The organism is Micromonospora sp. LA-10, from assembly GCF_051853095.1.
GTDB lineage: Bacteria > Actinomycetota > Actinomycetes > Mycobacteriales > Micromonosporaceae > Micromonospora > Micromonospora echinospora_A.
Map to the genome: position 1 here is coordinate 3,846,731 of NZ_CP195710.1, position 23,482 is coordinate 3,870,212.

General features: G+C 71.5%; 19 protein-coding genes. 9 read left to right on the top strand and 10 right to left on the bottom strand.

Annotated elements, in window-relative coordinates:
- Positions 1–107: 107 nt before the first annotated feature.
- From ACSDG8_RS18215 to ACSDG8_RS18235, 5 genes are all read right to left on the bottom strand, one after another.
- Positions 108–914: an aminoglycoside N(3)-acetyltransferase gene (locus ACSDG8_RS18215; RefSeq protein WP_210895435.1), complete on the bottom strand. Its 807-nt coding sequence runs from the start codon at positions 912–914 to the stop codon at positions 108–110.
- A complete protein-coding gene (locus ACSDG8_RS18220; RefSeq protein WP_210895436.1) occupies positions 911–3,214 on the bottom strand; it encodes an FxsB family cyclophane-forming radical SAM/SPASM peptide maturase in 2,304 nt (767 codons plus the stop codon). The genes ACSDG8_RS18215 and ACSDG8_RS18220 overlap by 4 nt, the downstream gene beginning before the upstream one ends.
- Before the next feature lie 6 nt (positions 3,215–3,220).
- Complete coding sequence (locus ACSDG8_RS18225) at positions 3,221–3,424, bottom strand: hypothetical protein (protein WP_210895491.1); 204 nt, start codon at positions 3,422–3,424, stop codon at positions 3,221–3,223.
- A 274-nt stretch (positions 3,425–3,698) separates the two neighbouring features.
- Positions 3,699–5,960: a hypothetical protein gene (locus tag ACSDG8_RS18230; RefSeq protein WP_439427088.1), complete on the bottom strand. Its 2,262-nt coding sequence runs from the start codon at positions 5,958–5,960 to the stop codon at positions 3,699–3,701.
- A 10-nt stretch (positions 5,961–5,970) separates the two neighbouring features.
- On the bottom strand, positions 5,971–8,016 hold the full coding sequence (locus ACSDG8_RS18235; RefSeq protein ID WP_247678764.1) for a hypothetical protein: 2,046 nt from the start codon (positions 8,014–8,016) through the stop codon (positions 5,971–5,973).
- Positions 8,017–8,323: 307 nt separating this feature from the next.
- Between ACSDG8_RS18235 and ACSDG8_RS18240 the strand changes: the two genes are divergently transcribed.
- Together ACSDG8_RS18240 and ACSDG8_RS18245 are read left to right on the top strand one after the other, a co-directional pair.
- The gene (locus ACSDG8_RS18240; RefSeq protein WP_210895438.1) at positions 8,324–9,865 is read left to right on the top strand and encodes a non-reducing end alpha-L-arabinofuranosidase family hydrolase; all 1,542 of its coding nucleotides are present in this window, start codon (positions 8,324–8,326) and stop codon (positions 9,863–9,865) included.
- Positions 9,866–10,048: 183 nt separating this feature from the next.
- Positions 10,049–10,342 carry a DUF4287 domain-containing protein gene (locus ACSDG8_RS18245; protein ID WP_210895439.1) on the top strand — a complete coding sequence of 98 codons (294 nt, stop codon included), beginning with the start codon at positions 10,049–10,051 and terminating at the stop codon, positions 10,340–10,342.
- Positions 10,343–10,495: 153 nt separating this feature from the next.
- On the opposite strand, the gene ACSDG8_RS18250 is transcribed toward ACSDG8_RS18245, so the two are convergent.
- Positions 10,496–11,029: an alpha/beta hydrolase gene (locus tag ACSDG8_RS18250; RefSeq protein ID WP_210895440.1), complete on the bottom strand. Its 534-nt coding sequence runs from the start codon at positions 11,027–11,029 to the stop codon at positions 10,496–10,498.
- A gap of 567 nt (positions 11,030–11,596) precedes the next feature.
- Between ACSDG8_RS18250 and ACSDG8_RS18255 the strand changes: the two genes are divergently transcribed.
- The 3 genes from ACSDG8_RS18255 (at position 11,597) to ACSDG8_RS18265 (ending at position 14,694) form a co-directional block, all read left to right on the top strand.
- Positions 11,597–13,246, top strand: a complete 1,650-nt coding sequence (locus ACSDG8_RS18255) for a sensor histidine kinase (protein WP_210895441.1) — start codon at positions 11,597–11,599, stop codon at positions 13,244–13,246.
- Positions 13,213–13,881 carry a response regulator transcription factor gene (locus ACSDG8_RS18260; RefSeq protein WP_210895442.1) on the top strand — a complete coding sequence of 223 codons (669 nt, stop codon included), beginning with the start codon at positions 13,213–13,215 and terminating at the stop codon, positions 13,879–13,881. Before ACSDG8_RS18255 ends, ACSDG8_RS18260 begins: the two co-directional genes overlap by 34 nt.
- 141 nt (positions 13,882–14,022) lie before the next feature.
- Complete coding sequence (locus ACSDG8_RS18265) at positions 14,023–14,694, top strand: helix-turn-helix transcriptional regulator (protein WP_439427089.1); 672 nt, start codon at positions 14,023–14,025, stop codon at positions 14,692–14,694.
- A gap of 57 nt (positions 14,695–14,751) precedes the next feature.
- Here ACSDG8_RS18265 and ACSDG8_RS18270 read toward each other — a convergent pair whose 3' ends face one another.
- The 4 genes from ACSDG8_RS18270 to ACSDG8_RS18285 form a co-directional block, all read right to left on the bottom strand.
- Positions 14,752–15,432, bottom strand: coding sequence for a response regulator transcription factor (locus ACSDG8_RS18270; protein ID WP_210895444.1), 681 nt, complete (start codon positions 15,430–15,432; stop codon positions 14,752–14,754).
- Positions 15,433–15,529: 97 nt separating this feature from the next.
- Entirely contained in the window at positions 15,530–16,282 is a 753-nt protein-coding gene (locus ACSDG8_RS18275) for a hypothetical protein (protein ID WP_439427090.1), read from the bottom strand.
- A gap of 27 nt (positions 16,283–16,309) precedes the next feature.
- Complete coding sequence (locus ACSDG8_RS18280) at positions 16,310–17,044, bottom strand: sulfotransferase family protein (protein ID WP_439427091.1); 735 nt, start codon at positions 17,042–17,044, stop codon at positions 16,310–16,312.
- A complete protein-coding gene (locus tag ACSDG8_RS18285) occupies positions 17,041–17,865 on the bottom strand; it encodes an inositol monophosphatase family protein (protein WP_439427092.1) in 825 nt (274 codons plus the stop codon). Before ACSDG8_RS18285 ends, ACSDG8_RS18280 begins: the two co-directional genes overlap by 4 nt.
- A 268-nt stretch (positions 17,866–18,133) precedes the next feature.
- Between ACSDG8_RS18285 and ACSDG8_RS18290 the strand changes: the two genes are divergently transcribed.
- The 4 genes from ACSDG8_RS18290 to ACSDG8_RS18305 all read left to right on the top strand — a co-directional run bounded on the left by ACSDG8_RS18290 (position 18,134) and on the right by ACSDG8_RS18305 (position 23,481).
- Positions 18,134–19,411 carry an aspartate aminotransferase family protein gene (locus ACSDG8_RS18290; protein WP_439427093.1) on the top strand — a complete coding sequence of 426 codons (1,278 nt, stop codon included), beginning with the start codon at positions 18,134–18,136 and terminating at the stop codon, positions 19,409–19,411.
- Positions 19,408–20,442: a Gfo/Idh/MocA family protein gene (locus ACSDG8_RS18295; protein WP_439427094.1), complete on the top strand. Its 1,035-nt coding sequence runs from the start codon at positions 19,408–19,410 to the stop codon at positions 20,440–20,442. The genes ACSDG8_RS18290 and ACSDG8_RS18295 overlap by 4 nt, the downstream gene beginning before the upstream one ends.
- Positions 20,439–21,593 carry a hypothetical protein gene (locus ACSDG8_RS18300; RefSeq protein WP_439427095.1) on the top strand — a complete coding sequence of 385 codons (1,155 nt, stop codon included), beginning with the start codon at positions 20,439–20,441 and terminating at the stop codon, positions 21,591–21,593. The genes ACSDG8_RS18295 and ACSDG8_RS18300 overlap by 4 nt, the downstream gene beginning before the upstream one ends.
- Before the next feature lie 115 nt (positions 21,594–21,708).
- Positions 21,709–23,481 carry a fatty acyl-AMP ligase gene (locus tag ACSDG8_RS18305; protein ID WP_439427096.1) on the top strand — a complete coding sequence of 591 codons (1,773 nt, stop codon included), beginning with the start codon at positions 21,709–21,711 and terminating at the stop codon, positions 23,479–23,481.
- Position 23,482: the final 1 nt, after the last annotated feature.

The window sequence follows — 23,482 nt, forward strand, 5'->3', positions numbered from 1 at the left end:
AAGTGCGTTCGACCCCCAACCGGCAATGATCACGCGCTGCTCCTCAGTCGACACGATGAGGTGGGTATCGATCAGGGTAGAGAGGTTGCGCTCGGGTTGCCAGGCCCTCACCGTCCGATGTGGGCGTCCATCCACGCGACTGTGGCGCGTACCGCCGCGGCTATCGGCAGCAGCCGGGCCGGGGCGTTCCCGACCGTGCCGCGCCGGGTGGACGGTTCCCGGTCGAGTTCCACTCCGACCTCGGCGAACGGGCTCGCGTCGAGGTGCGGCGCCTCGAAGTCGAGCCGTTCCCGCCGGCCGTCCCGCACCACGAAACAGCGGTACGGACGACGCCGTGGCGGGCGGCGCAGCCGGTACTCGGCGAGGTGCAACGCGGTGCATGTCGAATAGCCGACACCGAGCAGCAGGGTCCAGGCCCCGGCGGCCTCCAGCGCGGCCAGGGGGGAGCGCTCGCCGAGATGCGAGTCCAGGTCGTGGACGCGCATCAGCTCCTCCGCGCGCGGCCCCCAGGCGCTGAACGACGTCTGCGGGTGCGGGCTGCGTACCGCCCCGGGCAGGCGGCGCACGTGCTCGGCGAACGCGCCCACGCCGAACGACGGCGTGACGGCCGGATCGAAGCCGGGCATCGTGTCCTCGTACGCCCGGCGTTCGTCAGCAGTCATCCCGGCGGTCGCGGCCTGGTACGCGGGGCTGCTCACCGAGTTGTCGGGGGTCTGCGCCGGAACCACGACGGTGCCCGCCGGCCCGACGGCGGCCCGCAGCGCGTCGGCCAGCGTGGCCGGCCCACCGGCCACCGGTCCGAGGGCACGAAGGGAGCAGTGCACGAGCACCACGTCACCGGGGCCGAGCCCGAGCGCCCGCAGGTCGGCGGCGAGCGTGCCGACCTGGTGCGCGGGCGGGACAGCGGTGGTCACGACGGCCACCCGGACATCGAGCGGGCCACCTGCCGGACCAGCCGTGAGCCGGCCGGGGTGAGCGCGTCCGCCCGTTGCAACGCGCCGATCGCCTCAGCCGTCCAGTCCCGGTACTGCCGGTAGACCGCCTGCGCGCCGTCGACCTGGCGGTCCGCCCGGACGCGCCAGATGTCGGCCACCGCCGCGTGCGCGTAGATGCCGTGCAGGACGGCCTCCGCCGGACGCGGGTCGGGCCGCCAGCCCACAGTGATGTCGGTCGGCCGGGTGCCGTCGACCAGGTCGCAGACGTCCAGCAGCGCGTTCATCTTGCTGTGCTGGAACTCGTGCACGAGCAGCACCGCCAGCGACCCGGCGTCGGTCTCCGTGGCAGCGACACCGCCGAACGCCTGCCGGGCGGTGGACGCCTCGCTGACGCCGTCGCCGCTGCGCCGCAACGGCACCACGGCCCGCAGCCCGGTACGCAGTTCCTCGGCGTGGCCCGGCACCTCGTCCCGGATCACCTGCCACGCGGCCGCGAACGTGGCGGCCCAGCGCGCGGCGCCCGCGTCGTCGACCCGGTCACCGGCGGGTAGCCGGTGGCAGTCGCGGTGCGGGTCGCCGTCCTCCAGCAGCACCGACACGTCCGGCGCGACGAGACGGCGGGTCGGCCACCAGCGGGGTCCGCCCGCCGCGCCCGGAGTCACCGCCACCGTCACGTCGCTGGCGGTCACCCGCAGCGAGTCCGGGCCGGTCTCCACCCGCGCGGTGCCGTCGGCCACCTCGGGCAGCAGGACGGTGCCCACCGTCGGCAGGTGCAGGCGGCCGCCTCGGACCGGCACGGCGAGGCGTACCGGGGCGCCGGCGTCGAGCGCGGCGGCGGCGGCGATCGCGCTCAGGTAGTCCGGCCCCTGGCGGGCGCCGGTGCCGGTGCCGGCGAGGCAGTCGACAGCCCACGCCCGCACGTACGGGTGCGCCGCGATCCGGGCCACTGATTCCGGCGCGCTCCGGTCGAGCGCGGTCAGCGCGGCCCAGCCGTCGGCTCCGGCGCCGCCAGCCGGCAGGCGGTCGGCCACCTCGGCGAGCAGCGCGCGGACGATGGCGATCTGTGCCTCCACGAGCCGGCCGATGGCGACCCGGTCGCCGGTCAGCGCCGCGAGGCGGTCGATGAAGTCGTCGGGCAGGCCGGCATCGAGCCGGACGGGTTCCGGTGGGTTCTCGTTCACATGCACGATCAGCTCTTTCAGATCGGCGCAGTAGACACTCGGATGGTCGAAGTGCCCGGCGCCGTACCGGTGGGCGAAGAGTCCGCCGCCGCACTGGTCGACCACCGGGCACCGCCGGCACTCGTCGCTGAGACCGGCCCGGCCGGAGCGGCGGCGGGCCAGCAGCGGATTGGCCGCCACGTCGTCGGCCGCGTGCGTGAAGACGGTCATGCCGGTAGCCGGCGCGCCGTCGTACGCGGTCTTGAGCGAGTCCGCCTGCTCCCATTCGCCGTCCGTCTCGATCACGGCCAGGTCGACCGGGTCGAGGCCCAGCCACTCGGTGCCGCTGGGTCCGCCGCGGGCGATGGACAGGAGCGAGTCGAACAGGCGCACCGGGACCGGGCGGCCGTCCGCGCGCCAGCGGTCGTGGACGGCGCGCAGCCAGCGGGCGTACGCGGTGTCCCCGGCGGCCGGCCGCCACGGCGGGTTGTCCCAGGTGGCGTGCGGGAGCAGGAAGTCGATCCGGGGCGGTTCCTGGGCGAGCAGCGCCTCGTACACGGCGACCGGGTCGCTGCGCACGTCCACGGTGCAGAGCAGGCCGGACCAGATTCGCCGGTACGCCGGGCGGCGCAGCAGGGCGAGCGCACGCAGCACCTGGTCGTAGCTGCTGGCGCCGGAGCGGAAGCGCCGGTGGAGGTCGTTCGCGGCCCGGTCGCCGTCGAGCGAGACACCGACCGCGACGTCGTGTTCGGCGAGCAGGTCGCAGAAGCGCTCGGAGAGCAGCACCCCGTTGGTCTGCATGCCGAGCCGGAGCCTGGTGACCGGGCCGATGACGCGCCGCAGCTCGGCGAGCACCTCGCCCAGCCGCTCGACGCCGAGCAGCAGCGGTTCCCCGCCGTGCAGGACGACAGTGACGTCCGGCAGCCCGTGGGCCGCCGCGTGCTCGGCGATCCGTCCGGCCGCGGCCCGGAGCACGTCCGGCGTCATCCGTACCGGGCGGCGGCGCCAGCTCTGGTCGGCGTGTTCGTAGACGTAGCAGTGGTCGCACGCCAGGTCACACCTGGCGTGCACCTTGAGGACGAACTCGGTGAGCGCCGCGCGGGCGGGCCCGGGGGCCATCGCGGATCAGATGAACGACGCGAACTTGGCCGCCGGAACCTTGCTCTGATCGAGGTGTGCCGTCATCACCCGGCGCACGATGGGGGAGATGTCCGCGGCGGAGAGCCGGTCGAGCGGCTCCGTGCGAATCCTGCCCAGCGACACCGGTGGCTCATCTTGAGGCATGTCTGACCGGCTGATGTACGAGGAGAAGACCTGCGCCGTTGTCATGAGTATCCTTAGGTTTTCGTGTTCGCGCGCGGCGGACACAGCAAGCGACGGCTCAAAATAGAGGTTCTTCAGGTCCGGCGGAATCGACCCGCCGGTGGGAAGACGGTTCTTTTTGGACGGTTCCCCGACCGGCGTCGTCGTCGGGGGAGCAACCGTGGGGTACCAATCTTATGCCCCTTTTTGCCCATCCGGCATGAATCTAAAGTCCAGATTTTTGCAGAAATCGTCCACCCGCTCCCTGGTCAGCCGCGGGTTCGGGTGGACGAACCCTGCCTCAGACGGCTAAGCCGCTCCCGGACGGCGTACCGAGGCGGATGTCGACGTCGGCCGGCTCGGTCATCTGGTCGTACGCCCTGGTCCGCAGCCGGTTGGTCTGCACCTCGCCGTCGAGCAGCGCCGCCCGTAGCGCCTCAGCGTCGCTGATCTCCTTGGCGGTCACCGCGTCGGCCGCCGTGGTGGTGCCCTGCACCACCTCCAGGTGGGTGCCGTCGGTGGGCATCAGCTCGGTCCACTTCGCCAGGCAGTACACCCGCTCCGGCACGTCCTGGCACTCGGTGGTCAGCTCCGGCATCTCGTCGCCGGTGCCGAGCCGGTCGGTCCGGTATGCCGTCAGCTCGTCCACGAACGTCTTCAGCTCGTGCTCCACCTGCGGCGCGAGGCCGGTCGCCACCACCTTGCCGAAGATCCACCGCAGTGCGGTCAGCTCCATGCCGGCCCGCACCGGCAGGTAGAGCTTCGCCCAGCTCGCGTTGACGAAGTCGCCGGGGTCGCGCTCAGGGGCGCGGGCGTCACCGCCGGACCACCACCCGGGGTACGACACGAACGACGCGCGCTCCCAGTCGAAGACCCGGTGCCAGAAGTCGATCTCCCACGCCTCGTCCCGCACGCTGGCCGGGAAGTGCGCCTCCACGATCTGCGAGACCATCTCGTTGACCGGCGAGAAGCCGGCCCGCAGCCGCGCCTCGAACTCGTCCCCGGCCGTCTCCGCCGCCGCCAGCGCCGCGTCGCGCCGGTCCTGCCACTCCTGAAGATCGGTCAGGTAGCCGGCGACCAGCGCGTTGTACGCGGCGTCGTCGGTGGTCTGGTCCACCACTGTCGGGGTACGCCGGAACCCGGCCGCGATCTGCGCCTGCGCGCCGGGACCGCCCAGCCAGCTGGCCGCGCCCACGTGGATGCGGACGCGCAGGACCGGTCGGCCGTCCGCCTCCGTCACCACCGGCACCCCGACGACCTGGGCCGCGATGGCGGTCGGCGGGCGGCGGGTGATCAGGTTGAGGTTCTGCCGGATCGTGTCGACGTTGCCGTCCCACTCCCAGCCGGCGTCGAGGGCGACGTCGATGTCGTAGTCGGCGCTCATGTCGCCGGTGAATCCCCACTTGTCGAGCGTGACAACGGCGGAGTACACGACGCGCGTCTCCACGGCGGCGGGCGCGCCACGCGGCGGGCGCTCCGGCTTCACCGGCATCGGGGGCAGCGCGGCGACCGCCTTGTCGCGGATCCGCTGCCGCCCGCCGGTGATCTTCTGGGCGAAGGCGAGCGCCGGGTCCTTGACAGTGGGGGCCCAGCAGACCCGTGCGCCGTACCGCTCGTGGGCCAGCTCCAGCCGTTGCAGCACCTTGAAGTAGTGCAGCGTGATCGGCGTGGCCCGGTTCGGGTTGCGGACGGTGCGCTTCGAGGACGACTCCGTACCCGTCTCGGTGACGAGCTTGAAGTCGGTCTTGTGCTGGGTGCGGTAGCGGGCGGCGACCTTCGAGGTGGCGGTCCGGCTGTCCTTGACCGCGCGTCGGCTCGTCTCCTGGCTCGCCGCGGTGACGCTGCTGGCGAAGCCGATCGTGTGGCTGGCGTTGAAGGTGCCCCAGATGCCGGTCGGGCTGGTGTACTGGCCGGTGTGGCTCGCGTTGAGCCCCCAGGTGTCGGTGAGCGACTTCTGCCGCTCGAAGCCCTCCTGGAGTTCCGTGGTGAGCGCGCTGGTCAGCTCGACGTCGGTCTGCTGTTCTGACTCGTTCTGCTCCTCCAGGGTCAGCTCGCGCTTGGTGTAGGTGCGCTGCTCCAGCACCGCCTCCTCACCCGGGGCGAGCGCCAGCGCGTAGACGTGCTCGCCGAGCGCGAAGCCCACCGGCCGGATCCGGGTGCGGTCGAGGAACGCGATGCCCACGTCGGACTGGAGCAGCCCGGCGAGGAACTCCGCCTGCTGGTCGCCGAGGAGCGTCTGGCGTCGCGCCGGCGGCTCCCGGTACGACATGCCCGAGTCGGTGCCGGGCAGCGCCTCGGTGGCGGCGTCCATCTCGTTCGCCTTCCACAGGTCGTATATGCCGAGTTGCTTGAGCAGGTGGGGCAGCCGGTCGCCGTCCAGCCCGCCGTAGCGGATCGCCTCGATCAGCGCCTGCTTGACGTAGAACGGCAGGATGGGCGTCTCGCCACCGCCGAACGTGAGCCGGACCGGTACGAAGTAGTTGGAGTAGACGTACCGGTCGGAATGCGCGGTGCTGAAACCAAGCGTCGCCGGATCGGCGTCGGCGACGACGACTCTGCCCATCGGTGCTCCTCTACAGCGGCATTTTGAACAGGGAGTGCAGCCCCTGGTACGTCATCTCGTGCGAGGTGACGAAGAACCCGGGGAACAGCTGGCTGAGGGCGGCCTGCCGGACGACCGTCTCGCGTACGGCGTGCGCGGTCAGCTCTTCGAGACCGGCGACGACCTCCGCCGGCACCCCACCCTTGGCGGCCCGCTGGTACGCCTCCGCGATCGCCTCCCAGCGACCGTCGAACGTCTCGCCGAGGTCGTCGGCGACCGTTCCCCAGGTCTTCTCGAAGCGCTCCAGCTTCGTCGAGGAGGTCCAGTCGACGTTCGTGACGCGGGCCGCCTCGGGGTCGACGAGCAGCAGGTCGGAGCGGAGGTCCCCGACGGTGGTGGACGCCTTCCACCGGAACCGCTCGGCGAGGTGGCCGGCGAGGGCCTTCTCCGCCCCGGCCGCGGCCGGGTTGCCGGTGAACCCGACGAGGCGCAGCAGCAGGTCCCGGTCCGGGTGGCCGAGCAGCATCTGGGCGATCGTCTGGCGCAGCACCGCCTCGGAGCCGCGCAGCGCGGGCGCCAGCTCGGGGTGGGCCGCGCGGACTGCCTCGACCACCGTCGCCAGCGACTTCTCCGCGAACGCCTCCAGTCCCGGTGACCGGCCGACGAGCTGGGCGACCTCGGCGGCCATCCGCCGGTGCACCTGCTGGCCGAGCCGCCACGGCTGCGCCTGCCCGGCTTTGCGCAGCGCGCGGAACTCCTCGTACGCGGCGGTCTGGAGCGCCCGGTTGAACGCGGTGGTCAGCCGCTGCTCCAATTGCCGGGCGATGGCCGCGCGCACGACGGCGGCCTGGATGTCCCGGGGTGTCTTCGGCGCTTTCAGCTCGCGCAGGTCATCGATCCGCTTGATGATCTCGTCCAGCGCCTCGTTCAGTTCGGCGCGGGTCGCCGCCCGGCCGGCCGAGGACACCGTCTCGGACATGCTCGCCATCAGCACGGGCCGGCCGTCGAGGCTGACCAGCGCGCCGAGCCGGGTGCCCGCCCCGGCGCCCGCGAACGCCTCGGCGTGCGCCGCCTGGTTGAACACGGTCAGCGTCAGTTCGGCGTCGGCGAGCAGCAACCGGCCCTGCCGGAACAGCGCGTCGAGCACCTTCGGCGGGAAGAGCGTGCGCAGGACGGCCAGCCCCACCCGGGGCGTGGCGGCAATCGCGGCCCGGCCGATCGCCACCAGCAGCGCGGCCATCTGAGCGGTCAGCAGGCGCGCCTCCCGGGCGCCCGCGAGCAGCAGCGGCACGTACCGGACGGCGGCGCGCACCGCGACGCCGCCGAGCAGCCGGGCGAGGTGCACCAGACCGGTGAGCACCTGATACAGGTCGCCGGCGACGCGCCCGAGCAGCCGGCCGGCGGCGAACGGGTCGAGGTTCTCCAGGTGCCGGGCGAACTCGGCCGCCCAGCCGCGCCACAGCGCCAGCAGCCGCTCTGGGACGGTTGCCGGGTCCAGCGCGGCCACGATGCCGGCCAGCGCCTGGCGTACGACTGTGGCCTGGTCGGCGATGCGCTGCACACCGGCGCGGGGGTCGACTGTCAGCACGATGAGCGTGGTGAACTGTTCCTGCTGGAGACGGCCGATCAACTGCACGAGCTTGCCGAGGTCGACCACCACTGTCGCGACTGATTCCCCGACGCCTACCGCGAACCCGTCGAGGAACAGCTTCGGGTTGATCCCGTTCCAGGCCGCGTAGTGCCGCATCGCGTCGAGCAGCGCGGGGTCGAGGCCGAGCAGGTGGCGGCGGAACGCGCCGTCGGTGTCGACGTCCGAGGCGGCCAGGTCGAAGAACGCCTCGGCCAGCCGCAGTTTCGCGAGCATCGCGACCAGGTCCCAGACGTTGTCGGCGGTGATGCGGCCGCTCATCGCGGTCAGGACCCGGTCGCGGGTCATCGACCGGGTGGCGTGGGCGTCCATCCAGTACTTGACGGTCAGCGCGACGAACTCCACCCGCGGGTCCTGGGTGCGTGCGCCGAAGACCGCGGCCCGGTCCTCGGCGGACACCCGCGGCACGCTGAACCAGTCCCGGATCATGACGGATTCGTTCGCCGGCTGCCCCAACTCCCCCACCACCCTCCAGCCGTGTGCACTGTCGGACCGCGATGCGGGCGTCGGTAGTGCTGGGTCGCCAAGCCGACATGGCCTCGGTGGACCTCGGGCCCGCCATCCATCGACTGTTACGACTTGACGAACGGCGTGTTATCGCTCACAGTCGATGGCACAGCGCGGCGGGAGCGACGGGTCGCCGAGCGGGCGCGGGTGGCCGGGTGGCAGGCCGGGTGTGGGGTCAGTGCGCCAGCGCTAATTGTTAGCGCTCACAAATGTGATCTGAGGGAGGAACATGTTTGCTTTTGGTAGATCCCCATCGACGGTGTCGCCGCCACGACGGCGCGGATGGCTGCCGCGAGTCGTCGCGACAGGCGCCGCGGCGCTCCTCGTCGGCGCCGGCGCCGTGGCGATCGTGTCCGCGCCCGCCGCCGCCGCGAGCGTCGACACGAGTGCCTGGTACGTCCTGGTCAACCGCAACAGCGGCAAGGCGCTCGACGTCTACAACCTGGCCACGAACGACGGCGCGCGAATCGTGCAGTGGTCGCGCAACAACGGCAACCAGCAGCAGTGGCAGTTCGTCGACTCCGGCGGCGGCTACTACCGGCTGAAGTCCCGGCTGTCCGGCAAGGTGCTCGACGTCTACAACTGGTCGACCGCAAACGGCGGCAGCATCGTGCAGTGGTCCGACACCAACGGGACCAACCAGCAGTTCCGGCTGGCCGACTCCGACAGCGGGTACATCCGCCTGATCAACCGCAACAGCAACAAGGTGGTGGAGGTGCAGGGCGCCTCGACCGCCGACGGCGGAAACATCGTCCAGTACGACGACTGGAACGGCGCCAACCAGCAGTGGCAGCTCGTCCGCGTCGACGGCGGCGGTGGCAACCCCACCACGGCGCCGCCCACCACTCCGCCCCCGGGTGGCACGTGCAACCTGCCGTCGACATACCGCTGGTCCTCGACCGGCGCGCTGGCGCAGCCGCGCTCGGGCTGGGTGTCGCTGAAGGACTTCACAGTCGTGCCCTACAACGGGCAGCACCTGGTCTACGCCACCACGCACGACACCGGGTCGTCGTGGGGGTCGATGAACTTCGGCCTGTTCTCCAACTGGTCGCAGATGGCTTCGGCGTCGCAGAACGCGATGTCGTCGGGGACTGTGGCGCCGACGTTGTTCTACTTCGCGCCGCGCAACATCTGGGTGCTGGCCTACCAGTGGGGGCCGACCGCGTTCTCGTACCGGACCTCGACGAATCCGACGAACCCGAACGGGTGGTCGTCGGCGCAGCCGCTGTTCACCGGCAGCATCTCCGGCTCCGGCACCGGCCCGATCGACCAGACGCTGATCGCCGACGACCAGAACATGTACCTGTTCTTCGCCGGTGACAACGGCAAGATCTACCGCTCCAGCATGCCTCTGGGCAACTTCCCGGGCAGCTTCGGCTCGAACTACACCACCATCATGAGCGACACGACGAACAACCTGTTCGAGGCCGTGCAGGTCTACAAGCTGCAGGGTCAGACCCGCTACCTGATGATCGTCGAGGCCATCGGCTCGCAGGGCCGCTACTTCCGGTCCTTCACCGCCACCAGCCTGAACGGTTCGTGGACGCCGCAGGCGGCCACCGAGTCCAACCCGTTCGCGGGTAAGGCCAACAGCGGCGCGACCTGGACCAACGACATCAGCCACGGCGAACTGATCCGTACCACCGCGGACCAGACCTTCACCGTCGACCCCTGCAACCTCCAACTGCTCTACCAGGGTCGTTCCCCCAACTCCGGCGGCGACTACGGCCTCCTGCCGTACCGTCCCGGGCTGCTCACGCTGCAGCGCTGAGCGCGTACCCGAAGATCCGGAGAGCCCGGCCCGCGACCACGCGGGCCGGGCTCTCCGGCGTCTCGCCCGGCGGCGATCGTTGTCCTGGAGGCAACGACGGTGGCCCGGTCCGTCGTTGATCGGCACCGCCCCGCCCCGGGAGGGTGGAGGTTGTCACCACCTCCCGGACGAAGGGTTGAGCGGATGTCCTTCCAGGCGTACCTCGACGCGATCGAGGACAAGACCGGCAAGACCCCGCGAGTCCTGGTCGACCAGGCCAGAGAGCGTGGCTACGACGCGGCCGACGTCAAGGCCGGCGTGATCGTGGGCTGGCTCAAGGACGAGTACGGCCTCGGCCGGGGACACGCGATGGCTCTGGTCCACGTGATCAGGAACGGGCCGACGATCAGCGCCAAGCACGTCGGTTCCACGGGTTCGCACCGCGACGACAGCGACACGCTGTGGCTGGACGGCAAGGCCGCCCGAGCCTCCGCGTAGCGGCTGTGGACAGCGACGCCTATCGTTCGGCCCATGGGAGCGATCAAGCCGTGGCACCTGTCCGTCCTGGCGCTCTGCTGCCTCGTGCCGCTCGTCGCGGCGGTGGTGGCCGGGGTGTGGGCTCGGCGCCGATCGCGTGACCGCCGCTGACCGTCAGCCGTCGACAGCGCCGGACCTGACGAACTCCTCCACCGCAGTGCAGACCCGTCCCAGTGCCTCGGCCGAGGCCGCCAACGGGCCCGGCACCATCATCGAGTGGTCGGCGTCGGCGACCTCCACCACGTACGGGGTGAGCCGGCGCGCGACCGCACCGTCCCAGACCCGGTCGGCGGTGCCGCCGGCCAGCAGGAACGGCGCGGTTGCCCGGCCCAGCGGCTCCCGTACCGCGGCGTCGGTCAGCAGCGGCGTCAGCCAGATCGCCGGGATGCCCCGGTCGGCGGCGAGCGGGGCGGCGAAACTGCCGAGCGACTTGCCCACGAGCAGATCCACACCGGCGTCGAGGACCGGGTCCAACTGCTCGGCGACCCACTCCGGCGCGCTGTCGAGGCGCAGATCGCCCAGCGACCGCCAGGTCACCTCGTGCACGTCGAAGCCGAGCCGGCGCAACGCCTCCCCGATGTAGACGAAGAGCGGCCCCCGGGTGTCGTAGCCCCGCCCCGGAACGAGTACCGCGCGTCGATCCGCCATGGTCGCCTGCCTCTCGTTCGATCGATGCGTCACGCTAGTGCCTCGCGGCGAACGATGTTGTCCGCCGTTCCGGGACAGCCGCAGTGGCGAGTTGCGCTCGCGACGAGGTCACCTTTCGGACGCGCAGTTCGGTCGTGTGCGCCGCACGGCCAGGCGAATTGCGGTCGGGTCGGGTTTCGGACGGATGCCGATCACGCCTTGCCGGGGTCACCTCGGACTACCTCTATTGTGTCGGTGCCCCGGCATCTGGCTGCCGACGGTATGCGCGGGCCTGTTTCCTGGGAGCGGACGACAATTATCCTGATTGCCGGAATGCATGCCGGCTTCCCGGCCGGCCGGGAAGCCGGATGGCGCGTCGACCTGGCTGCCGAACTGCTCCGTCGTCGGAGCCTGCCCGCAGGGTGGAATTCGATGCCGTGCGGCCGGGTCGGGAGGGATAGGGAGGGCGTCGACCTGCTGCTACGAATGGAAGGCAAATACCCTCAGAATCATAGGCGATATCGGGGTGCGCTCATCGGACTGTCCGGTTCGAGCGCTTGGGGTCGCTACGGCGGCTGTGGGTGAGTAATGACCGCTTTTGCGGAAACTCTTATGCGATTTACCTGCCCCCAATTAATCGCCGATGCGATAGTATTGACGCCGATCGAGGAGATCGATTCGGGCGGCCTGACCATCTTCAGGGATCGCGTCGCGACCGTCGAGCGACCGTTCATCGGTTCACCACCGTCCACTGGTCGGCTCCATCGGCTACCGACCGCGGAGGGACGATTGGTCCGGCTTCCGATGCCCGGCAGGGTCAGCCGAGTCGACGCGGGGCCAGCGTTGCGGGGCACGGCTGTCGCGATGCTGGTGTGTGTGATGTTGGGCGGGAGCGTGGTCGCCGCGGTTCGAGCGATCCAGTCCGGTGACGCGGAGACCACGTTCTTCGTCGCGACGGCTCTGGCCCTGGTCTGTTCCTACGGCACCGCCGGGATGATCCTGATCGGGTCGGCCGCCAACCCGGTGACCGGCACCCTGTTCTTCACCGTGGCGATGGTGTGGCTGGCCCGGAGCACCGGGCCGCTGCACGGTGAGACGGGCACCGGAGTGGCGGCCGTCGCGCACCCGCTGATCTGGACTCTCCTGGTGGCCATCCTGGTCACCCAGCCGCACGGCCGCGCGCGTACCCGGGCGGACCGCGTCCTGCTGGCCGCCGTGCTCGGCGGGCTGCCGCTGCTGGTCGTCGACAGCTATGCCGCGCCGGCCAGCCCGATCGATCCGTGCCTGGCCTGCCTTCCCGAGCCGGGCTGGGCCACCGAGCCGTACGAGCCGGTGGCCGCGCGGCTGGTGCTTGCGATGGTGGCGATCTGGCTCACCGTCCACCTGATCAGGCGATGGCAGCGCGCGCAGCGGATCGTCGCGCTTCCGGGCATCCTCCTCTGCCTTCAGGTGAGCGCCGCAGCGATGGTGCCCCTGTTGACCACCCCGCCCCACCTGGCCTGGCTGGTGGGTAATGCGGCAGGCGTGGTTCTGCAGATCCTGATACCGCCGTCGGTGCTGCTCGCCAACGCACGCGGCTGGCGGGCCGACGCCGCGCTCTGGGAACGCCGATACGAGCAGGAGGCGCGGAACGGCCGGCACCGGGCGCGCAGCGAGATCGAACGGGACCTGCACGACGGCGCGCAGCTGCGGCTGGTCAACGCGACCCTGCTGGTGCAGATGGCGCGCCGGACGAAGCGGGACACCGCCGAGGCGGATGCTCACCTGGATGCGGCGGTCACCGAGTTGGCCATGGCACTCACCGAGTTGCGGTTGTTGAGCCGAGGGATGCGTCCGCCCGCACTGGATCGGCGTGAGCTGCACGAGGCGCTGGCCGCCCTGACCTCGAACACGCCGGTGACGGTGCGGATCGAGGGCCGGCCCCGCCTGGTTCCGCGTGAGGTGGCGGAAGCCGCCTACTTCGTCGTGGCGGAGGCGTTGACCAACGCGGTCCGGCACGGGGGCGCCTCGACGGTGGTGATCCGGATGCGGATGGAGCAGAACTGCCTGTACCTGGAGGTGTGCGACGACGGCTCCGGCTCGATTCGGACCCTTGACGACGAAGACTGTCTGAGCCACCTCGGCCGGCGGGCCGAAGCACTCGGCGGCCGGCTGGAGTTGGAGAGCCGACCCGGCGTCGGCACGACGCTGCGGACGGTGATCCCGTGCGCATCGTCATCGCAGACGACGCGGTGCTGATCCGGGAGGGCTTGTCGGCCCTCCTGCGGCAGGCCGGGATGACCGTGCTCGCGGCGGTCAAGGACGCGCACGAACTGCTGGACGCGGTGGCCGGGCACCGTCCGGACGCGGTGATCGTCGACATCCGGATGCCGCCGACCTACACCACCGAAGGGCTGGCCGTCGCCGAGCGGATCCGGCGGGACTACTCTGGCATCGCGGTGCTGGTGCTCTCCATGCACATCGAGACGGAGTACGCGCTGGCGATCGTCAACTCGGGTGAGGGCGGCGTCGGATACCTGCTCAAGGAGCGCATCCTCGACGTCGAGCAGGTGGTCACCGCGTTGCGCGAGCTGGCGAACGGTGGCGCGGTCATCGATCCGGCCCTGGTCGAGGAGTTGATGGCCCGGCGCCGGACGGGCGGCCGGATCGACCGCCTGACCGTCCGGGAGCAGGAGGTGCTGGCACTGATGGCGCAGGGGTTGACCAACCGGGCGATAGCCGACCGTCTGCGGCTGAGCAGCAAGACCATCGAGTCGTATGTGACGAGCATTCTGGAGCGGCTGCAGATCGACGCGGCGGAGGGTGTGCACCGGCGGGTGCGGGCGGTGCTGTTGTACCTCCGGTCGAACACCTCTGCCGGATGGGGACCCTAGGTCCGCCCGGTGAGCCGGTGAAATCCGGCTCGGCGAGGCAGGGATTCCCCGGTACCCGCGACGCTCGCCCATCGCTACGTTTCAATCACTGTCCGCTTGTCGCATGACCACGTGCCTGCGACGGCAACTCGGGGAGAGTTGATGCAGAACGAAGCCGTGGAGCCGGAGCCGAAGGTCATCGAGGCCGAGGCGGCGGGCTGGCGTCTGGCGGCGCGGGTGATCAGAGCCGCGCGAGACGAGGTGCTCGCCCTGATTCCGGCCAACTGTGCGCTGCTGTCCGATCAGGAGCCGGGCCGGACCTGGCCGCCTCTGGCCGGATGGTCCGGCGCCGCCCGGGTGCGCGTGGTGGTGGCCGGGGAAACCCTGCTGGACCGGGGTGCCCGGCTGCGGGCCCTGCTGGGTGTCCGGGCTGACGTGCGGAGTGGAAAGCACTCGCCGACGCTGATGGTCGTGCTGGACCGCAACCTGGCGATCGTGTCGCGGGGCGGGGCCACGTCGCCGCTGGCCGTTCGCTCGCCGACCGCAGTGCAGGCGCTGACGACGATCTTCCACCACCACTGGTCCGAGGCGCGGGTGGATGTCAGTGACCTCCACGGCAGGCTCAACCCGTTGCAGCGTGACGTGCTGCGGCGGTTGGCCGGCGGGGCCACCGACGACGTGGTCGCGCGGGCGCTGGCCGTGTCCACCCGTACCGTCCAGCGGCAGGTCACGCAGATCATGCAGATGGTTGGTGCCCGGAGTCGGCTCGAACTCGGCATCAAACTGGCCGTGCACGGCCTCTACGAGCGGCCCCCGTTACGATCGGCGGTCTGAGAGACATGCAGGTGGCGGCACCACTCCGGTGCCGCCACCTGCATGTCGCCGCCCGCCCTACGCGCACTCCACCAGGCCGGAGCGGATGGCGGTGACCACCGCCGACGTCCGATTGGTGCAGCCGAGCTTGAGCAGCACCCCTGCCACCAGTCGTTTCGCGCCGTGGTCGGAAATCTTGAGGCGTCGCGCGATCTGCTTGTTGCTCAACCCTTCGACCAGCAGCAACAACGTCTCGTGCTCGCGCGGCGTCAGCTTGATGGGCGCCATCGAGGAGGGCGTACGGCGAATACCGGCCCGGGCCAGCAGTTGCTGCGCCAGAACCGCGGGCATCGGCACCTCACCGGTCATGATCGCCCGTAGCGCGTTCTCCAAGGTACGACCGGACAGGTCCTGCTGAAGCAGGAAGCCGTCCACCACGACGCCGTCGGCCAGTACCGCCTCGGCGGCATGGGCGTCGTGGATCAGCATGACGATCTTGCTCTCCGGGGCGATCAGCGCGGCGGCCGCGATGCCCGCGACGCCGTCGGCCGCGTTGACGACGAGCACTTCCGGTCGCTTGTCGACGGCCTCGGTCAGCAGTTCCGGCATCGAGCGGTACGAACGGACGGAAGTGGTCAGGGCCAGGCCGCGGAGTGCCACGCGGAGGCCGTCCCGCAGGATGTCGTTGATCATTACGAGTGCGATGCGCAGGCTTGCCGACTCGCGGTGCGGATGGTGTTCGACGATCGTCGCGGTCATGACCGCGCTCCTCTCACTCGGAGTCACACGAATCATCGAAACGGACGGCGGCACGCCCCTTCCAGGACCATGTCTCGTTCCGGACATGCTCCGGAGGTCAGCCGCCGTCGCACGTCTCCAGCAGGCTGCCGAGCACCTTGCCGAACTCCGGTGAGGCCAGATAGTTGCGAGCGCCGCGCAGTCGGGGGTCGCAGTCGAGTGACACCCTCCCGGTGACGCCGGCCGGACCGGTTCCGGCGGCCAGGAGCAGCGTGTCCTGCACGTCGGTGACATCCACCCAGACGGCGGGTCCGGAGGCGGGCGGTCCCACGGCCGGGGGATGCGGTGCACCCAGGGTGATCAACGCAGGGGCGGCGGCACCGGCGTCGGCGAGGGCCAGCGCGGCGGCCACCCCGCCCAGGCAGTGGCCGATCACGATCTCGGTGTCCGCGGTGAGCGCGGCGCGTACGGCGTCGATCGCGGGGTGCCCGGCCGTCGCGCCGGCGGCGAACGCCCGCACCTGACGCAGGGTTCCGGTCAGCTCCTCGGCGGTCAGCCCGCAGAAGTAACGGGACCAGGCCAGCCGGGTGGCCAACTCGTCCACGCCGACCGGCTCCGCACCGGCCTCGGTGTCGAAGGTGGCGGCCTGCCAGCAGCGCCGCAACAGCGCGGTCTCGGCGGCCGGATCGCTGTCGCTGACGGCCGGCACGCGGTCCGGGGCGTCGAGGTTGACCAGGGCGGCATCCGGGGCCGCCGCGGGATAGCCGGCCAGCGCCAGTCCGTCCTCGACGGAGCCGATCCACTCCCGGCGGACCGAGTCGTCGGAGCGCCGCGGTCCGCCGGTGCCGTGCACGATGAGCAGCCGGGACATTGGGTCTACCTTTCAGGCGGAGCCGGTTCAGGCGGGCGTGGGCAGCCGGTAGCCGTACCGTGCGACCCGGTCGGCGAGGTCGGCGAGGTTGTCGTCGGCCCCGGGGCCCTGCCGCCAGGCCTGCAGGTAGCGGCTGTTCGTGTCCCGGTCCAGGTCGCCGACGTCGAAGACGGGTGGAAGGCCGGCGAAGGCCGCGATGCCCGCCAATGTGCGGTCCGGGTCTTCCATCAGGTCCTCGTAGCGGAGGGTCAGCATCGCGCCGAGGTGTGTGGCGTCGGCCCGGGCCAGATCGTGGGCGTGCAGCCAGTGTTCGACGAGCTGCCGCACGGTCAGCGCCGGCGTCCACTTCCGGGTGCTCATCGCCACTGCCACCGGATGCCGCTCGACCAGCACGAACCGGGAGCCCGGGAAGAGCCGCTGGAAGAACCGGAAGCGCAACAGGTTGGGCGGCGACTTCTCCAGCACGACCGGGCGGCCGGGATCCAGGTAGCGGCCCCACTGCTCGCGCAGCAGCCGGGCGGTAGCCGGGTTGGCCAGCTCGTGGTGTTCGGTCATGTGTGCCCCGGGCGCGTACGCGAACCGCCCCGGACCGCCGTGCTGCTCGTCGTAGGGACAGACGGTCTGCAGGTACTGGCCCTCGTCCATCGGCGCACCGGTCTGCCGGAACCCGGCCACCTGCGGATTCGTGCCTACCAGCGCGGCCAGCAGGGTGGTGCCGCTGCGGTGCATGCCGCCCATGATCAGAAAGCGCCGGCGTGTCACACGACCTCCGCGAAGCTGTCGGGGCGCAGGGCCTCGCCGACCGCGCGGCCGAGGGCCGCGTACGCGGGGGCCCATGCGACGAAGCTGCCCCGCCGCCGGGTCGGCAGCGGATCGGGGTGGCTCAGGTAACCGCCGCCCGTGGCGGTGACCAGAGCCCGCCCGGCCGCGGTGTCCCAGTCGTAGACGTCCGCGTTGGCGGCCACGTCGGCGCGGCCCGCCGCGACGTACGCCAGCGCCAGCGCGGACGAACCGAGCCGTCGCACGTCCGCGGCGGCGGTGAGCAGCGCGGCGAGCAGATCGGTCTCGGCGGTGGACGGCGGTCCTCCGGCGTTCGGGATGTCGCACAGCACGAGCGGCGCCGCCGGCGACGCGGAGGTTCGCGTCGGTAGCTGAGCGCCGTTCAGCCACGCGCGGCCGTCCGCCGCGGTGAACAACTCCTCGCGCAGCGGGTCGTAGACGCAGCCGCCCACGGTACGACCGCCGATCCGCAGGCCGATCGACACGCAGAAGAAAGGGATGCCCCGGACGAAGTTGTAGGTGCCGTCGATCGGATCGACGAGCCACACCGGATCGTCCGGACCGGCCTGGGCGCCGTCCTGCCGGCCACCTTCCTCGCCCACCACTGTCGAGCGCGCGGCGGCGTCACCCAACGCGGCGCGGATCAATGCCTCGGCGGCCAGGTCGGTCCCGGTCACGACATCGTGGGCCGCCTGCTTCGGGGAGGCCTCGACCGGGTCGCCGAATCGCTGCCGGACCAGGCGGCCGGCGTCCACGGCGGACCGCGCCGCCACGTCGATGAGGTCCTGCACGGTGCTGGTCACGGCGCCACGCTAACCGCGTCCGCCTCGGTGCCGCGCTGCCCGGACGTGTCAGCCGTCCGGGCATGCCCATTCGTCGTGGCCGATGGAGGCTCCCGGGCCCGCCGCCGGATCCCGAGCATGGGCGGAAGGCGGTCCGCGGTCGGCGTGACCGGTGGATCGGCCGCACCCGAGAGGCGGAGCGATGGCAGAGAGTTCAGGCGACGGCCGGCGTTTTGGGCGTACGCCCGACCGGCCACGTGGTGCTCAGCACTGGGCCGCTGAGCAGGAAGTGATCGGACCCGGCCTGCAGGCCGTCATGCTCTGGGCGCAGTTGTGCGTCGAGTCCGCCGCCGGCGCGGTCCTGGTCGACGTGGACGGCAACGAGATCATCGACTTCCAGGGAGCCGGCGGGGTCAACTCGATCGGCCATGCCAACCCACGTCTGATCGCCGCCCTCACCGCCGAGCTCGCCACCGCGCCGGCCGGTGCGTTCGGGTCGGCCGGCCGCCGGGCGATGGCCGAGTCGCTGCGCGAGTTCCTGCCGCCGCCGCTGGACCGGATCCAGCTCTACAGCGGCGGCACCGAGGCGGTGGAAGCGGCACTGCGGCTGGCCAAGTCGGTCACCGGCAAGCACGAGTTCCTGTCGTTCTGGGGCGGCTTCCACGGCAAGACGCTGGGCAGCCTGGCGCTCACCGCGGGCGCGCGGTCCGGTCTCGGGCCGCTGCCCTCCGGCTATTTCAGCGCACCGTACGCCAACTGCTACCACTGCCCGCTGAAGATGACCTTCCCGAGCTGCGGCTACGCCTGCGTGGAGACCGTGCGGGAGACCATCAAGGAGAACTCGACCGGCGCACTGGCGGCCCTCGTCGTCGAGCCGGTGCAGGGCCGGTCGGGCAACGTGGTGCCGCCACCGGGCTACCTGGCCGCACTGGCCTCGGTCGCCGACGAGTTCGACGCGTTGCTGATCGTCGACGAGATGATGACCGGTTTCGGCCGTACCGGCGAGTCGTTCGCCTTCATGCGTGACGAGGTGGCGCCGGACATCGTCACGGTCGGCAAGGGGATGGGCGCCGGATATCCCGTCACCGGGGTGATCTCCACCGCGGAGCTGATGGCCGCCAGTCCGTTCTCCGACCCGAGCGCGAGTTCGTCCAGCTTCGGTGCGTTCCCGCTGGCCTGCCGGGCGGTCGCCACCACCACCGACGTGCTGGTCGACGAGGACCTGCCCAGCCGCGTGAGCAAGCTCGGCGCCGAGATGCTGGCCGCGCTCGAGCCGCTTGTCGACGAGTCCCCGCTCGTCGGCGACGTCCGGGGCGCCGGATTCGCCATCGGCATCGAGCTGGTCGCCGACAAGCAGTCCCGCCGGCCGCTGGACAAGGGCACCTTCCGAGAGACGTTCCTGGCACTGGTCGACGCCGGGGTGCTGGTGATGACCGGAGGCACCACGCTGCGCCTCTACCCACCGCTGAACGTGGACGCGGAGCTGGCCGAGCAGGCCGTCGAGATCATCCGCCGCGTCCTGATCGACGGCGCGGCACCCCAGCACCTCGAGGAGGTACCGGCATGAGGATCGCCGTCATCGGTTTCGGCACCGCGGGGGAAGGGCGACTGCACGCATACCGTACGGTCACCGCCGGCCGGGTCGTCGCGGTGCTCGACCCGTCGCCGGAGCGGCGGGCACGGGCCCGGCAGCTCGACCCCGGCCTGGCCACCTACCCGACACTGGCCGAGCTGCTCGCCGCCCAACCGGTGGACGCGGTCGACATCTGCACCCCACCGAACCATCACGTCGAGCTGGAACGCGAGGCGCTCGCCGCCGGCCTGCACGTGATCTGCGAAAAGCCGGTCGCGGTGCGCACCGACGAGGCGCTCGACCTCATCGACCTGGCTCGGGACCGGGGCCTGCTGCTCTACCCCGCGCACAACTACGGCTTCTCGCCGATGATGCAGGTGCTCACCGGCGCGGTCGCCGGCGGGCGGCTCGGCGGTCCGTTGCGGGCCCGGTTCCGGATCGCCCGTGACTCGCACGCCCGCGGGGTGCCGGGTTGGCAACCGGACTGGCGTCGGGACATCTCGGTGGCACGGGGCGGGATCATGCTCGACCACGGGACGCACTGCGCGTACATGGCCACCCAGCTCTTCGGCGAGGCGCCCCGGACGGTCTCCTGCGTCGCGCAGTGGGCGGACGGCGACGCCACCGGCGGGATGGACGTGGCCGCCCGGCTGGACCTGGAGTTCGGCGACGGCGGGACCTGCGAGATCGACCTGAGCTGGGTCAGTGATACCCGGTCGAACCGCTATCTGGTCAGTGGCCCGGACGGCGCCGCCGACGTGCACGACGGGATGGCCGAGGTGCGTACCGCGGACGGGCTGGAGCGCACCGACCTGGCCCCACCGAACCGGGACCAGACCCACCAGGAGTGGTTCCCGGGCATGTTCGCCGACTTCGCCGGCCTGGTAGCCGCGGGCACCGGCTGGGACCGGCCGATGCGGGAGGTCGTCACCACGACGGCGCTGATCGAGGCGGCCTACCGGTCGGCGACCAGTGGTGGGGAGCCGGTCGCGCCGGCCGGCCTCTCGGCCGCGGAAGCGCGGTGACGGCCACCGAGATCCGGCTCAGCGTGGCGATCATGCACCACCCGCGTCGGCGGGAGCGCATCCCACCGCTCGTGCGCGACTGCGCCCCGCTGGCCGCCCGGGTGGTCACCGATCCGGACCCGGACGGGATGCCCAGCCCGTTGCGTACCGCCAAGGTGGCCTGGCGCGCCGTCGCCGACGGTGCCACCCACCACCTGGTGCTGCAGGACGACATCCGGCTGATCCGGAGCTTCGCCACCCAGGTCCACCGCGCGATCGCGGCCCGTCCGGAACACGGCATCTCGCTCTACTCGCACTGGGACAGCCCGCAGAACTCGTACCTGGTCCGTCGCGCGGTGATCGCCGGTTGGCCGTTCGCGCCGCTGTCGCTGTTCGAGTGGACCCCCACCCAGGGGTTCGTCCTGCCGGTCCGGGAGGCCCAGGAGCTGGCCGACTACCTGGCGGGCATTCCGGACGACGTCAAGGACGACGACGAGATGGTGGTGATGTTCTGCCGGGAGGCCGGCATCCCGGTCGTCGGGACCGTGCCGCACCTGGTCGATCACCGGTTCGATCCGACGATCGTCGGGCATCCGGGCCGGTTCCACGCCACCGTCTTCCTGCCGGCTCCGGCCCTGTCGCCGACGTACTGGCAGTTCAGCACGACCGCCGAGGAGGCCCTGGCACGGCGGTGTCGCTCCGACGAAAAGCTGCCCTACACCGTGCAGCTGCATCGCAGCCGGTGCCTGTTGCGGCCGCTTCGGCCCGGCAGCGGGGAACCGGTCGAACACGGTTTCGGCTGGTACTGGGCTGATCACTGCGGCCTGGTCGGGCTGACCGTGAACCAGGTGGTGGACGGGTTCGACCGCCTGCTCGGGGTCACCGGCCTGCCCTCGGGCCTGCCCTGGCGACTCGCCCTGGAGGTGTGGGCGGCCGGCTACCTGCTCGGCGCGGACGCGGTGACGGTCCGCCGCGGCGAGGCGGACGGGGTCTGGCCCCCGGCAGCCGTCGGGGCCGGGCTGGCCCAGGCCGCGATGACCAGTTGGATCACCTCCGGCCTGGCGGAGCCGGACGCCACCGGTCTGACCGTCGAACGACGGGCGGCGCTGGTCGCCGTCGGCCTGGCCGGAGTGTCGCAGGGCTGGCTCGGCGGCTGGCAGGAGGCGCCGTGACCGCCTGGCATACCTGTTCGGCTACCCCAACCGCCCGCTCGATCGAGCCTTCTGCACACGCAGGATCCGGCGCGACGCTGGGTCCGGCACGTCACCGACCCGCGGGGAGCGCCTGATGCCCGACCACGAAACGTTCGTCGACCTGCTGCAGGAGCGTGCCGCCCTCCACCCGGAACGACCGGCGTTGATCTTCGACGCCGACCCCGGACCGGGCGACGCCGGGGTGCGTACGGTGTCGTGGGCCGACCTGGCCGCCCGGGCCCGGCAGATCGCGGTGCTGCTCGCCGACACCGTCCGCCCCGGGGACCGGGTGCTCGTGCTGAACGAGCCCGGCACCGCCTTCGCCGAGAACTTCCTCGGCGTCCAGCACGCCGGTGCGATCCCGGTCCCGGCCCCGCTGCCGGACGGATATCGCCGGCAACGAGAGCGGCTGGCCGGCATCGCGCACAACGCCCAGGTGGCCGCGGTGGTCACCGACGCAGCGGCCCTCGACGCGGTCCGCGACTGGGCCGGCGAGTCCGGGCTGTCCGACGTACCGTGCCTGGCCTTCGACGACATCCCCCTGGAGCGGGCGGCGGCATGGCGGCGGCCGGCCGTCGACGGGTCCGCCATCGCCTTCCTGCAGTACACCTCCGGCTCCACCAGCGACCCCAAGGGTGTCGTCGTGGACCACGCGAACCTGCTGCCCAACCTGCGGGCGTTCAATGAGATCCTCGGCGGCGGCGAAGGCGTACGCGTCGGCGGATGGCTGCCCATGTACCACGACTTCGGCCTGATCGGGCAGTTGCTGGCCCCGCTCTCGCGGGGTGGGTGCAGCGTCGGGATGTCGGCCACGACGTTCCTCAAACGTCCCGTCACCTGGCTCCGGCTGATCGACCGGCACGACATCGAGATCTCTCCGGCGCCGAACTTCGCGTACGACCTGTGCACCCGGCGGATCACCGACGAGCAGATCGCCGGCGTCGACCTGTCCCGGTGGAGGCGCGCGGTCAACGGCTCGGAACCGGTGCAGGCGGCCACCCTCGCCGCGTTCGGCAGCCGATTCGCCGCCGCCGGGCTGCGGCCGGAGGCCGTCTGCCCCGGGTACGGCCTGGCCGAGATCACGCTCAGCGTCAGCGGCGCCACCATCGGCCGCCCGCCCGTGGTGCTCACTGTCGACGCCGAAGAGCTGGAACGGAACATCGTGACACCGGTCGGAGCCGACCACCCGGAGCCGGTGCGCGAGCTGGTCAGCAGCGGCGAGTCCACTCCGGAGTTCGACATCAGGATCGTCGATCCGGCCACCCGGCTGCCGCGACCGCCCGACCGGATCGGCGAGATCTGGCTGCGTGGCGCCAGCGTGGCGCGCGGCTACTGGGCCAACCCGGAGGCCACCCGGGAGGTGTTCGACAACGAGCTGGCCGACGGCGAGGGCGGCTTCCTGCGTACCGGGGACCTGGGCCTGCTGCGCGACGGCCAGCTCTACGTGACCGGCCGGATCAAGGAACTGCTGATCGTCAACGGCCGCAACCTGTACCCGCACGACATCGAGGTGACGGTGCGCGCGGTGGACGAGAGCCTGTCCCGAGGTGTCGGTGCCGCCTTCACCGTCGAGGTGCCGCACGAGGAACTGGTGGTGGTGCAGGAGTGCCGCGCCCGGTCCCTCGACCCGGCGGCCCGCGCCGCCGTGGTCACCGCCGTCCGCCACGTGCTGTCCCGGGAGTTCGGGACCGGCGCGGTCAGCGTGGTGCTGGTCCGCCCCGGCACGGTGCCCCGCACGACCAGTGGCAAGATCCAGCGCGGCCTGGCCCGGATGCTCTTCCTGACCGGTGCCCTCGGTGCCGAGCACGAAGAACTCACCGACGGCGTGCGGGCCGCGCGCCGGGCCGACGACCGGGTGCGGGCCTGAG

Excerpts from the sequence above, each read along its gene's own strand:
- ACSDG8_RS18220 (WP_210895436.1), bottom strand. The coding sequence starts at position 3,214 with ATGGCCCCCGGGCCCGCCCGCGCGGCGCTCACCGAGTTCGTCCTCAAG.
- ACSDG8_RS18225 (WP_210895491.1), bottom strand. The coding sequence starts at position 3,424 with ATGACAACGGCGCAGGTCTTCTCCTCGTACATCAGCCGGTCAGACATG.
- ACSDG8_RS18230 (WP_439427088.1), bottom strand. The coding sequence starts at position 5,960 with ATGGGCAGAGTCGTCGTCGCCGACGCCGATCCGGCGACGCTTGGTTTC.
- ACSDG8_RS18235 (WP_247678764.1), bottom strand. The coding sequence starts at position 8,016 with ATGATCCGGGACTGGTTCAGCGTGCCGCGGGTGTCCGCCGAGGACCGG.
- ACSDG8_RS18240 (WP_210895438.1), top strand. The coding sequence starts at position 8,324 with ATGTTTGCTTTTGGTAGATCCCCATCGACGGTGTCGCCGCCACGACGG.
- ACSDG8_RS18245 (WP_210895439.1), top strand. The coding sequence starts at position 10,049 with ATGTCCTTCCAGGCGTACCTCGACGCGATCGAGGACAAGACCGGCAAG.
- ACSDG8_RS18250 (WP_210895440.1), bottom strand. The coding sequence starts at position 11,029 with ATGGCGGATCGACGCGCGGTACTCGTTCCGGGGCGGGGCTACGACACC.
- ACSDG8_RS18255 (WP_210895441.1), top strand. The coding sequence starts at position 11,597 with ATGACCGCTTTTGCGGAAACTCTTATGCGATTTACCTGCCCCCAATTA.
- ACSDG8_RS18265 (WP_439427089.1), top strand. The coding sequence starts at position 14,023 with ATGCAGAACGAAGCCGTGGAGCCGGAGCCGAAGGTCATCGAGGCCGAG.
- ACSDG8_RS18270 (WP_210895444.1), bottom strand. The coding sequence starts at position 15,432 with ATGACCGCGACGATCGTCGAACACCATCCGCACCGCGAGTCGGCAAGC.
- ACSDG8_RS18275 (WP_439427090.1), bottom strand. The coding sequence starts at position 16,282 with ATGTCCCGGCTGCTCATCGTGCACGGCACCGGCGGACCGCGGCGCTCC.
- ACSDG8_RS18295 (WP_439427094.1), top strand. The coding sequence starts at position 19,408 with ATGAGGATCGCCGTCATCGGTTTCGGCACCGCGGGGGAAGGGCGACTG.
- ACSDG8_RS18305 (WP_439427096.1), top strand. The coding sequence starts at position 21,709 with ATGCCCGACCACGAAACGTTCGTCGACCTGCTGCAGGAGCGTGCCGCC.